The 11,498-nt window shown below is 61.6% G+C and carries 12 protein-coding genes; 5 read left to right on the top strand and 7 right to left on the bottom strand.

Annotation, left to right across the window (positions count from 1 at the left end):
• The first annotated feature begins 32 nt into the window (after positions 1 to 32).
• Both AC07N4_RS01570 and AC07N4_RS01565 read left to right on the top strand, forming a co-directional pair.
• Positions 33 to 2,279, top strand: a complete 2,247-nt coding sequence (locus tag AC07N4_RS01570) for a TonB-dependent siderophore receptor (protein WP_493064781.1) — start codon at positions 33 to 35, stop codon at positions 2,277 to 2,279.
• 183 nt (positions 2,280 to 2,462) lie between these two features.
• Positions 2,463 to 2,669, top strand: a complete 207-nt coding sequence (locus AC07N4_RS01565) for a DUF2790 domain-containing protein (RefSeq protein ID WP_096820306.1) — start codon at positions 2,463 to 2,465, stop codon at positions 2,667 to 2,669.
• 85 nt (positions 2,670 to 2,754) lie between these two features.
• Here AC07N4_RS01565 and AC07N4_RS01560 read toward each other — a convergent pair whose 3' ends face one another.
• From AC07N4_RS01560 to AC07N4_RS01530, 7 genes are all read right to left on the bottom strand, one after another.
• A complete protein-coding gene (locus tag AC07N4_RS01560; RefSeq protein WP_096820305.1) occupies positions 2,755 to 3,252 on the bottom strand; it encodes a GNAT family N-acetyltransferase in 498 nt (165 codons plus the stop codon).
• Positions 3,253 to 3,350: 98 nt separating this feature from the next.
• Positions 3,351 to 3,932 carry a DinB family protein gene (locus tag AC07N4_RS01555; protein ID WP_096820304.1) on the bottom strand — a complete coding sequence of 194 codons (582 nt, stop codon included), beginning with the start codon at positions 3,930 to 3,932 and terminating at the stop codon, positions 3,351 to 3,353.
• A gap of 17 nt (positions 3,933 to 3,949) precedes the next feature.
• Entirely contained in the window at positions 3,950 to 5,068 is a 1,119-nt protein-coding gene (gene zapE, locus AC07N4_RS01550; protein WP_493064780.1) for a cell division protein ZapE, read from the bottom strand.
• 22 nt (positions 5,069 to 5,090) lie between these two features.
• Positions 5,091 to 5,432 (bottom strand): nuclear transport factor 2 family protein, encoded by a 342-nt coding sequence (locus AC07N4_RS01545; protein WP_273536359.1) that lies wholly within the window; start codon positions 5,430 to 5,432, stop codon positions 5,091 to 5,093.
• Between the two features lie 51 nt (positions 5,433 to 5,483).
• Positions 5,484 to 6,200, bottom strand: coding sequence for a helix-turn-helix transcriptional regulator (locus AC07N4_RS01540; RefSeq protein WP_096820301.1), 717 nt, complete (start codon positions 6,198 to 6,200; stop codon positions 5,484 to 5,486).
• 88 nt (positions 6,201 to 6,288) lie between these two features.
• Entirely contained in the window at positions 6,289 to 7,248 is a 960-nt protein-coding gene (gene speB, locus AC07N4_RS01535) for an agmatinase (RefSeq protein ID WP_064381781.1), read from the bottom strand.
• Positions 7,249 to 7,277: 29 nt separating this feature from the next.
• Positions 7,278 to 8,369 carry a polyamine ABC transporter substrate-binding protein gene (locus tag AC07N4_RS01530; protein WP_273536360.1) on the bottom strand — a complete coding sequence of 364 codons (1,092 nt, stop codon included), beginning with the start codon at positions 8,367 to 8,369 and terminating at the stop codon, positions 7,278 to 7,280.
• Between the two features lie 100 nt (positions 8,370 to 8,469).
• On the opposite strand from AC07N4_RS01530, the gene AC07N4_RS01525 reads away from it, so the two are divergent.
• The 3 genes from AC07N4_RS01525 (at position 8,470) to AC07N4_RS01515 (ending at position 11,479) form a co-directional block, all read left to right on the top strand.
• Positions 8,470 to 9,369 carry a LysR family transcriptional regulator gene (locus AC07N4_RS01525; RefSeq protein WP_096820299.1) on the top strand — a complete coding sequence of 300 codons (900 nt, stop codon included), beginning with the start codon at positions 8,470 to 8,472 and terminating at the stop codon, positions 9,367 to 9,369.
• 99 nt (positions 9,370 to 9,468) lie between these two features.
• Positions 9,469 to 10,935 (top strand): nucleobase:cation symporter-2 family protein, encoded by a 1,467-nt coding sequence (locus AC07N4_RS01520; RefSeq protein WP_192560819.1) that lies wholly within the window; start codon positions 9,469 to 9,471, stop codon positions 10,933 to 10,935.
• A 70-nt stretch (positions 10,936 to 11,005) separates the two neighbouring features.
• Entirely contained in the window at positions 11,006 to 11,479 is a 474-nt protein-coding gene (locus tag AC07N4_RS01515; RefSeq protein WP_493064779.1) for an LEA/WHy family protein, read from the top strand.
• Positions 11,480 to 11,498: the final 19 nt, after the last annotated feature.

The raw sequence follows: 11,498 nt of genomic DNA, 5'->3' as shown, positions 1-11,498 counted from the left end.
AACTTTCTCTCGAAGACAAGGAGTCGGCTGCGATGTTCGCGCCCATCACCCGTTCCATGACCCTCACCCTGGGCCTGTGCAGTGCTGCATTGAGCCCGGATCTGCTGGCTGAAACCGACGCCGAAAAACAGCCCGAGGCCGCCGCTCCGGCACTCGAGCTGGCCTCCACCAACGTCACCGCCCAAGGCTTGGGCAGTACGACTGAAGACACCGCTTCCTACACCACCGGCGCCATGAGCACGGCCACGCGGTTGAACCTGTCGATCAAGGAAACCCCGCAATCGGTGTCCGTGGTGACCCGCCAGCAGATGGATGATTTCAAGCTCGGTACATTGTCCGAAGCCATGAGCCAGACCACGGGCGTTGTGGTTCAGCATTACGACTCGGACCGGGTCAACTATTCGTCTCGCGGCTACTCGATCAACAACTTCCAGATCGACGGGATGCTCAACACCTTCAGCCGGATGAAGTCCGATTCCGACACGATCATTTACGACCGTATCGAAGTGGTACGGGGCGCCACCGGCCTGACCACCGGCGCAGGTGATCCTTCGGCCACCATCAACATGGTACGCAAGCGCCCTACCGCGCAATTGCAGGCGCTGGCCGGGGTCAGCGGCGGCAGCTACGACGATTACTACAGCTACGTGGACGTGGGCGGCCCGCTTGCTTTCGACGGCCGTTTGCGCGGACGCAGCGTGCTGGCGTATCGCGACAGCCAGTCAATTCGCGACCATTACGCGCTGCAACGGGAAGTCGGCTACGGCATTCTCGAAGGCGACCTGACGGAATCGACCGTGCTCGCGGTCGGCTATGACTATCAGAACAAGCACGTACAAGGCAGCTCATGGGGCACGGTGCCCTACTGGAATGCCGACGGCGGCAAGGCCGGTCTGGGCCGCTCGACCAACATGGCAACGTCATGGAGTTCATGGCCGATCGAGGACAAGACCGCTTTCGCCACCCTCGATCAGGCACTGGCGGGCGGCTGGCACTTAAAAGCGGCGTACACCCATCGCCAGAGCGATACCGACGGCAAGGTCTACTACGGCGGCACCGGTTTTCCCGCAGACGACCGCAGCGGGATGGCAGCCTACATATCACACATGATCGGCACGCAAAAAATGAAGACCTATGACTTCAACGTGTCGGGCCCCTATGCGCTGTTCGGTCGCGAACACGAGATGATGTTCGGTTATGGCGAGGCCGAGCGCAGCGAGCGCTCCCCTTATACGATCGACGGCACGTTTCCACCGGGTTACGGGCGGATTCGCGACTGGAAATACATGGGCGATATCGCCAAATTCCCCGACACCGTCACAGGTTTGACCGGCTCCACCTCCAGCACCCGCCAGAAAGCCGGCTATCTGGCCACTCGCCTGAGTTTCACCGATGACTTGCATGCGGTACTCGGCAGCCGCTACGGCAGCTGGAAAGCGTCAAAAGCCGACAATACGTATGACGACAATCGGCAAGTGAGCGCGGTCGACGCCAGCCGCCAGCAACACAACGATATGTGGACGCCATACGCGGGGCTGCTCTACGACTTGACGCCCGAATACACCGTGTATGCCAGCTACACCGACATCTTCAACCCTCAGGAATACCGCGACGCCAATCGCAAATTCCTTGAGCCGGTGGTCGGCAGCAACTATGAAATAGGCCTCAAGGGCAGCCTGCTGGACGAGCGCCTGAACCTGGCCACGGCCGTGTTCTGGAGCAAGCAGGACAACGTCGCCGAGCTCGACGACTCGGTACCACCGGATCCGGTCACCGGTGAGGAGTTCTACAAGAGCGGCGGCAAAGGCAACAAGGTCAACGGTTTTGAGGCCGAGCTCTCGGGCGAAATCCATGACGGCTGGAACATGACCGCCGGGTACACCTACACCCACGCGCTCAACGGCGAGAAAAACCGCACCAACACCAACCAGCCGCTGAACATGCTTCGCGTCTCCACCGCGTATCGCTTGCCGGGCGACTGGAGCGCCCTGACCGTGGGTGGCGCGGTGAACTGGCAGAGTGACGTCTACGGCAATTCCAACCGCCCGGTCGGACGCGGTGCCAATGGCCGGGTCATCACCGAACGGACACGAATCAGTCAGGGCGCCTATTCGGTGGTCAAGCTGATGTCGCGTTACGAGTTCGACAAACACCTGTCGGCATCGCTGAACGTCGACAACCTGTTTGACAAGAAGTATTACGACAACGTCGGCTTCTACAACGGCGTGTTCTGGGGCGATCCGCGCACGGTGACGCTGAGCCTCGACTGGAAACTCTGACGCCCTTCCCCGCGAGCTGCACGCATCAGCGGCGCGTGCAGCCTTCGTCCGCCACCCTTGGAAACATTCGGTAAAACCTGCACGGAACGCGCGTTAACCCTTGGTTAATGCCCTCGACGGACACTGCGCCCCGAGGTTCTGATTCATGGATGAACGGCTCCGACTTTTTTCGTAGGAGGCACCATGAAAACCACGACTGCAATCCTTGCCGGTCTACTCGCTATTGCATCCGCCGGCGCTTTCGCCGAGGGCGGTGCCGAGCGGATGCGATATCACTGGGAAAACTTCCCGGTCCACACCGAACAAAGCCAGCAGACAGACACGAAAGCCAACGAGCTTCGCGTCCCGGACGACCAGACCGCGCAGGTCACCGAACATTACCGTCCTTGATGTAGACAGGTTTACCGATGGACCTGCGATGGCTCCGCTCTGGCTTCGCAGATGACAGTTGGGCGCCCTTTTCGGGCGCCTTTTTTTATGCCTGCAATTCCTTGATCCAGAACAGCATGCGCCCGTGACTCGGGTCGAACATGCCCGGTGCAAAACCGAACTTGGCGTAAGAGCCCTGCGCCACAGCGTTGCCTTCAAGCACTTCCAGGGTGATCTTGCAGCAACCGCGCTGACGGGCGATGTCCTCGACCTTGCGCAGCATTTTCTGGCTCAGCCCCAGGCCTCGAAATTTCGTCACCACCGACACGTCATGGACGTTGACCAGCGGCTTGCAGGCAAAGGTCGAAAACCCTTCAAAGCAGTTCACCAGCCCTGCCGGTTCGCCGCCGACAAAGGCCAGGACACTGAACGCGTGAGGCCGCTTGGCCAGTTCTGCGGGCAGTTGCTGCAGCAGTTCAGGGGCAATCGGATGGCCGCCGCCCATCGGGTCTTCGGCGTAATGATTGAGCACCACACCGATGGCCTCGGCATGCACCGGATTGGTATAGCTGGCTTGAAGCACAAGAATCTCTGCGGAATCCATTTCCTTCCTCGATCGCACGGGGCCCCGGCACGTTTGATACGCACTGATAGGCTGTCCGACCTTAGCGCGAGGCGGCCCCCGGCCACAACCCAGCCGTTTCAGTGGCCCCAGATCAGTTCTTCCGTCCAGCCCAGTTCGGCGAAATCCTCGGCCCGCAAACCGGACTCGCCGACACAGAAGAACTCATCCAGTTGCGGCGGTTTCACCGGTGTGCCGCTGAGCATGGCGTGGACCTGACCACGATGGTGGATCTGGTGTTCGAACAGGTGCGAAATCATACGCAGACGGCTGTCGTGCTGCGGCGTGTCGCGGGCGATGGTGACGATGCGCCCCAGATCGGCATCGCGCAGTTGCTCGCAATAAGCGATCAAGCGGCGATCGACATGGGCCTGCTCACGGCGCAAGGCCTGCGCCTCGGTGAAGGGTTCATCCACGTTGAAAAACACGTAACAGTCGGGATGCGGCTCATCACCGCGCAACTCGCGCTCCAGCGCATCGACGTAGAACCAGTCGCAGGTGAGGATGTGATTGAGGGTCAGGCGAATGCTCGGGAAGAAACTCACTCTCGGTGCCGCCAGTTGTGCATCGTCGAGTTGCCGCCAGGCCTTGGCCAGTCGATGGTTGGCCCAGGCGTTCTGATAAGCCTGGGTCAGCAAGTGATGGGACAGTGGCTGAGTCATGTCGCACCCTCCGTGCATCAAGTGTCGGCAAAGCGTTGCAGCTGCATCTCCTGCAAGCGGCTGAGGGTCCGGCGGAACGGGAATTCCAGATAACCCTCGGTGTACAGCGCGTCCATCGGCACCTGCGCCTCGATGTACAGCGGCACCTTGCGGTCGTAGCACTCGTCGACCAGCGCGATAAAGCGCCGTACACCGTCATCGTGCACTGACAGTTGCGGCAACTCGCGATCGCCGGCCACCACCCGCTCCGCACCGTCTTCGGTGCCACGGGCGATTCGCCCTTCACGCTTTTGCGCGCTCAGGTTCGGCACCTCGCTCAACAGAATAGCCCGGTAGGTGTCGCACAGCGCGATGAAGTCCATGGCCGCGAACGGTTGCTCGCACAAATCCGCGTAACGGCACCACAACACGGACTCGCTGGCCTTCACGACATTCAAGGCGCGGTAGCCGACCGGCACCGCCTCGGAGCTGGCGCCCTGCCCGGCCGCCAACGCATCGAACACCCCGGCCAGCGCGCAATCCTGCTCCGGCGCCGCCACCCAGTAGCGCTGCTCGAGGGCGCCCGGATGCAACCGATGGTCCTCGGCGCCGTTCACCGCGACCACCTGCATATGCTGCTTGATCGCCGTGATCGCCGGCAGGAAGCGGTCACGGTTGAATCCGTCGGCATACAACTGATCCGGCGGCAGGTTGGAGGTGCAGACCACCACCACGCCTTCGTCGAACATCACCTGGAACAACCGGCCGAGGATGATCGCATCGCCAATGTCATTGACGAACAACTCATCGAAGCACAGCACCCGCACTTCGGCCGCCAGTTCCCGGGCCAATGCCCGCAGCGGATCGGCGATGCCGGTCAGTTGAAACGAGCGCTGATGGACCCAGCCCATGAAGTGATGAAAGTGCTGACGCCGGGCCGGCACCCGCAGGCTTTGATGGAACTGGTCCATCAGCCAGGTCTTGCCGCGCCCGACCGGCCCCCACAAGTAAACGCCGGTGACCGAACGGGCACCGGCGTGCAGGGCTTCATGGCATTTTTGCAACGCCCAGACCGCGTGCTCCTGGGCTTCATCCTGGATGAAGCCCTTGTGCTCGACGGCATGTTGCCAGGCGCTTAGGGGAGAGTCGAAAGTCATGCGCGGCAGTATGCCACGATGGCTACACGGAAATATCCAGCCGTGCGATTTTGCCCTGCTCGTTGAGGCGAAAGGTGTAACGCAATTCCAGCGGGCTGCCGGGAAACGTCCCCGATATCAGCCCTTGCACCAGCACTTTGCCGGTGCGCTGCTGGACGCCCAGCACTTCGACTCGTGGCTGATAGCGTCGGGCGGTGTCTTGCATCCAGTGGGCGATGGCCTGCGGACCGACCTGATGATTGCCTTCATCGAACACGTGGGCATCCTCGGCAAAAAAACTGCCGACCCGGGACGTATCGCGAGCATTGGCGGCGTTGATGTACTCAACGATGGCCGGGGCGAGTATCGAGGTGGGATGGAACATGAGTGCAGCTCCTGTTTTCGGGTTCTGTCGCCATCCTAGAACAGCCCTGCGTCAGTTTTTGTCAGGAGTGAAACGTCCGTTTTCGTCCAGTTGCATCTGCCGCTGCCAGGTGCGCAGCAGGTCGCTGCGACGTCCCGGATAACGCTCGCCCTGCAGGCTGGCCGCTGAGATCCGGTCGGTTCGGAACGTGCGATACGCGCTGCGCAACTCGCACCACGCGACAATGATCCGCACCTCGTTGAGAAACCCCAGCGCCAAGGGCCAGATCAATCGCTGGCTCGGCACCTGTTGTGCGTCGGCGTAATCGATGTGCAGCTTGGCCTGATCGCGGATCGCCTGACGAAACACATTCAACGGCACTGCGTTCTGCGGAAACCCGTAACCGGGCGGCCCGGGCATGACCGTCGGATTGCGCATCGCCTCCTGGGCCTGGGGATCCAGCACCGCCGCAATTTTTGCCAGAGCATCCGCTGCGGCTTTGCTCAGGACCTCGTCGCCACGCTGATCGACATAGCGCAGGCCCAGGACGATGGCTTCGGTTTCGTCGGCGTTGAGCATCAGCGGCGGCAGAAACAGGCCGCTGCGCAAGACATAACCAATGCCCGCCTCGCCGTGGATCGGCGCGCCGAGCGCCGTCAATTCGGCGATGTCGCGATAGAGGGTGCGCTCGGAGATTTCCAGCTCGGACGCCAGCGTCGCCGCAGTGACCGGGCGTTTCTTGCCGCGAAGCACTTGCAGCAAAGTCAGTAGACGAGTGGTTCGTGACACGGCGTGAGGCTCTGTGCGGAATTTTGCCGGAGCTTAGCAGAGCCTGGTGTCAGAAATTGTCAGGAGCTTTCACCAGGCTCAGAGCCGATCACGCGTCGACTTTGTGCCTTGCCGCGTACAGACACAGCATCTCCATGGCCAGCGTCGCCGCCGCCAGCGACGTCACGTCCGCATGGTCGTAGGCCGGGGCCACTTCCACCACGTCCATGCCCACCAGATTGATCCCACGCAGACCGCCAAGGATTTCCAGTGCCTGCACCGTGCTCAATCCGCCGCAGACCGGTGTCCCGGTGCCCGGAGCAAACGCCGGATCCAGGCAGTCGATGTCGAATGTCAGGTACACCGGGTTGTCCCCGACCCGCGCACGAATCGCCTCGACAATCGCCTCGCAGCCACGGCGATGCACCTGCCGCGCGTCCAGCACCTGGAAGCCCTGATGATCATCATTGGTGGTGCGCAAACCGATCTGCACCGAGCGCGCCGGATCCACCAGCCCTTCCCGCGCCGCGTGCCAGAACATGGTGCCGTGATCGACCCGTTTGCCGCCCTCGTCCGGCCAGGTGTCGCTGTGGGCGTCGAAGTGAATCAGCGACAGCGTGCCGTGCTTGCGCGCATGGGCCTTGAGCAGCGGGTAGCTGATGAAGTGATCGCCACCGAACGTGAGCATGGCGCTGCCGGAACTCAGGATGTGCTCGGCGTGGGCCTCGATGCTTTCCGGAATCGTGTGCGGCGAGCCGTAATCGAAGTCGCAATCGCCGTAATCGATGACCGCCAGATGATCGAACGGGTCGAACGCCCAGGGCCAGTGCCGTTCCCAGGCAATCCCGGTGGACGCGGCACGAATTCCGCGAGGCCCGAAACGTGCGCCCGGACGGTTGCTGGTGGCGGTGTCGAACGGCACGCCGCTGACGGCCACGTCCACTCCGCGCAAGTCGCGGCTGTAGCGCCGGCGCATGAAACTGGTGATCCCGGCGTAGGTGCTTTCGGCAGCGGTGCCGTAGAGGCTGTCACGGGTCAGGGCCTGATCGTTCTGCATTGGCACGTCCATCGGTGTGCTCCTTTGGTTTTTATCCAGCGTTATTGATGGCTACGGAAAGTGGTCCACAAGCGCGTGCGCTGACGCATGTCCTTGAGGCTCATGCTGCGGTCGGCGTACAGCCGTTCGCGCACTTCGGGTTTCGGGTAAATGTCCGGATCGTTGCGCACCGCTTCGTCCACCAGCGGCGTGGCGGCCTGGTTGGCGGTGGCGAAGAACAGCGTATTGGTCAGCGCCGCCACGGATTCGGGGCGCAACATGAACTCGATGAAGGCCCGAGCGGCCTCCGGGTGCGGCGCGTCTTTGGGGATGGCCAGATTGTCCTGCCACACCAGCGTGCCTTCTTTCGGAATCCGGTAAGCGACTTCAAACGGCTTGTTGGCCTTGCGCGCCTGATCGGCGGCCATGCTTGCGTCACCGTTGTAGGTCAGCGCCAGGCACACGCTGCCGTTGGCCAGATCACTGATCTGCCGGCCAGTGGCGACGTACAGCACCGAGGGCTGCAACTTCTGCAACAAGGCTTCGGCGGCGGCCAGATCGTTCTTGTCGGTGCTGTAGGGATCTTTACCGAGGTAGTGCAGCGCCAGGCCGATCACTTCCTGCGGGGAATCGAGAATGGCGATCCCGCAGTCCTTGAGCTTGCTGGCGTATTCGGGCTTGAACAGCAGATCGAGGCTGTTGAGCGGCACATCCGGCAGCCGTTGCTTGACCGCTTCAACGTTCATGCCCAGACCGAGCGTGCCCCAGGTGTACGGCACGCCATAGCGATTGCCCGGGTCGACGGCCGCGAGTTTTTCCAGCAGGTCCGGATCGAGATTGGCGTAACCCTTAAGCCCGTCGTGAGGGATTTCCTTCAACGCGCCGGCAGCGAGCCCCCGTGCCAGCACGCTGGATGACGGCACCACCACGTCGTAGCCGCTGCCGCCGGTAAGCAGCTTGGTCTCCAGTACTTCGGAGGTATCGAAGGTGTCGTAGCGCACGTGAATGCCGGTTTCCTTTTCGAAGCGCTGCAGGGTTTCCGGCGCCACGTAATCGGCCCAGCTGTAGAGGTTGAGCGTCTTGTCCTCGGCCTGGGCGGCGATGGAGACAGAGAGCAACAGCGCGGGTAAACACAGCTTGAACAAGGGAGCCATGACGAAACACCTGACCGGAGGAAGTGGTCTCAGGATGCGCCGTCGGATACATTCCAGAAATATCAAGTTTGTTAACCTGACTTTATCCAAGGCTAATGTGATGCTCGGTCAACTCCACGATGTCGATTTGCAGCTGCTGCGCCTGTTTCTCGGGGTGGTCGAGTCCAATGGTTTCAGCGCTGCCCAAGGCGAACTGGGGCTGAGCCAGTCAAGCATCAGCCAGCAAATGGCCAAGCTTGAGACCCGACTCGGCTATCGGGTGTGCAACCGTGGCAAGGGTGGTTTCAGCCTGACGCCCAAAGGCGAACAACTGCTGATTGCCGCGCGCAGCCTCTTTGATTCGATCGAAACCTTCCGTCATCAATCCAACGGCGTCGCCGGGCGCCTGATCGGTGAAGTGCGCCTGGGCCTGTCGGAAGCGGTCGATCAATCGGTGCTGCAACGGGTGGCCGAGGCGATCCGGCGCTTTCGCGAACGGGACGAGTCCGTGCGCATCGAGCTGATCAGCGCCATGCCCGGCGAAATGGAGCGCCTGCTGCTGCAACAGCGGCTGGACCTGGCCATCGGTTATTTCTCCCAGGTGCAGAGCGCCTTTGATTACCGCGAGCTGTTCAGCGAAACCCAGCATTTGTACTGCGCGCCCGGCCATCCGCTGTTCACCGACGATGCACCCGATGACGCAGCTTTGCTGGCCTGTGACCGGGTCGATCACCCGTATCGGTTCCTGCGCAGTGATGAGCCGTTTCAGGGCAAGCTGTGTTCAGCGCGCTCCGAGCAGGTCGAAGGCACCCTCGCCTTCATTCTGTCCGGCAAACACGTCGGTTATCTGCCGAACCATTACGCACGCCAATGGCAGGACAAAGGTCTGTTGCGAGCGGTGCGCGAGGGTGAGTTGAGCTTTGAAGTGGCGTTCCATCTGGCCCGCCATCGAGCGCAGGTGCCGGGGGATGCGCAGAAGGCATTTGAAGAAGATCTGCTGTCAGCCTTTGGTCGAACCTGACCTTTTGGGCAGTTTTAATGCGTTGCCCTCGCTCCCCGCTTGCGGCATCCTGCGCACCCATTTTCCGACCCGGCCCCGCATTGCGGCACGCAAACCACCATGACCGTCTCTGAAAAAGCCCCGCGCAACAACGATTTGATCTACGGTCTCAACGACCGACCGCACTTCACCGCCACGGTGTTTGCCGCGCTGCAACACGTGCTGGCCAGCTTCGTCGGCATCATCACCCCGACCCTGATCATGGGCGGCGCCCTCGGTCTGCAAAGCGAAATCCCGTACCTCATCAGCATGGCGCTGTTCGTGTCCGGCCTCGGCACGTTCGTTCAGGCCAAGCGTTTCGGCCCGGTCGGTTCGGGACTGCTGTGCCTGCAAGGCACGAGTTTTTCCTTTATCAGCGTGATTCTCAGCGCCGGCTTCATGGTCAAGGCCCGGGGCGGTGGCACCGATGAGATCCTGTCGACGATCTTCGGTGTGTGCTTCTTTGCCGCCTTCATCGAAGTGGTACTGAGCCAGTTCATCGGCAAATTGCGCATGCTGATCACCCCGGTGGTGACCGGCACCATCATCACCCTGATGGGCCTGTCGCTGATCAAGGTGGCGATGACCGACATTGCCGGCGGCTTCGGCGCAGCGGATCTGGGCGCGGCCAGCCATGTGTTCCTGGCGGCGCTGGTGCTCGGCACCATCGTGGTGCTGAACCGGGTCGACGTGCCGTTCCTGCGCTTGGGCGCGATCGTCATCGGCCTGACCCTCGGCTACGTGGTGGCGTGGCTGATGGGCACCGTGGATTTCGCCAATCTGCCGGAAGTGCCAGTGGTGAGCGTGCCGGTGCCGTTCAAGTACGGTTTCAACTTCGACTGGGTGGCGTTTGTGCCGGTGGCGGTGATTTTCCTGGTGTCGCCGCTCGAAGCTGCCGGAGACCTGACCGCCAACTCGATGATTTCCCGGCAGCCAGTCAAAGGCCCGCTGTACATCCGCCGAATCAAGTCCGGGCTGCTCGCCGACGGCCTCAACTCGGCCATGGCGGCCGTGTTCAACAGCATGCCGATGGTGACCTTCGCCCAGAACAACGGGGTGATTCAGCTCACCGGTGTGGCCAGCCGTTACGTCGCGTTTTTCATTGCCGGTCTGCTGGTGTTGCTGGGCCTGTTCCCGATGATCGGCGCGGTGCTGCAACTGATGCCGAAACCGGTGCTCGGCGGCGCGGAACTGGTGATGTTCGGCACCGTGGCCGTGGCCGGGATCAAGATCCTCGCCGAGGCCGGCCTGCATCGTCGCAACATGCTGATCGTGGCCATTTCCCTCGGTATGGGCCTGGGCATTGCCGCCGTGCCGGAAGTGCTGCGTGAGTTGCCGCAGGCGCTGCGCAATATTTTCGAGTCGCCGATCACCGTTGGCGCGCTGTGTGCGATCGTACTGAATATCTTCCTGCCGGAAGAGTTCATCGAACTGGAAGAAGATGACTTCGACCCGGAAGCCTCTATCCTTCAGGTCATGGAAAACCCGGACGTACCGGCCAAAGGTGAACCCGCATCAAAGGCCGCTGTCGCACAGTTGAACCGTTGATCCTGTCCGCTCGATGAAAAAAGGGCTGATACCGGCAACGGTTCAGCCCTTTTTCAATGAGAGAGCATCAATGCGCCGCATCCAAGCCGTCATCCTGTCCCTGCTTCTGCTCTCCCTCAGCGCCTGTGCGCTGTTTCCCAATCGTGATCCGGTGAACATCAACGTGGTCGGCGTCGAACCGCTGCCGAGCCAGGATCTGGAAGTGCGCTTCGCCATCAAGCTGCGGGTGCAGAACCCCAACGAAACCGCCATCGACTACAACGGCATTGCGCTGGACCTTGACGTGAACGGTCATTCGTTCGCTTCCGGTGTCAGCAATCAAAGCGGTTCCATTCCACGGTTCTCCGAAGCCATCGTCAGCGTCCCGGTGAGCATTTCGGCGTTCTCGGTGCTGCGCCAGACTTTGGGTCTGAGCCAGACCCAAACCCTCGACAATCTGCCTTACGTATTGCGCGGCAAACTGGCGGGCGGTGTGTTTGGCACCATGCGCTTCGTCGATTCCGGCAAGCTCAGTCTGCCCAAGGCCAGTGCCGCAACCTGGTAAAGATGCGGTAGCCTGCACG

This window comes from Pseudomonas sp. GW821-FHT09E04, from assembly GCF_059416185.1.
The sequence above is the reverse complement of the archived record's forward strand: the minus strand, read 5'-3'. Positions and strand labels throughout refer to the sequence as shown.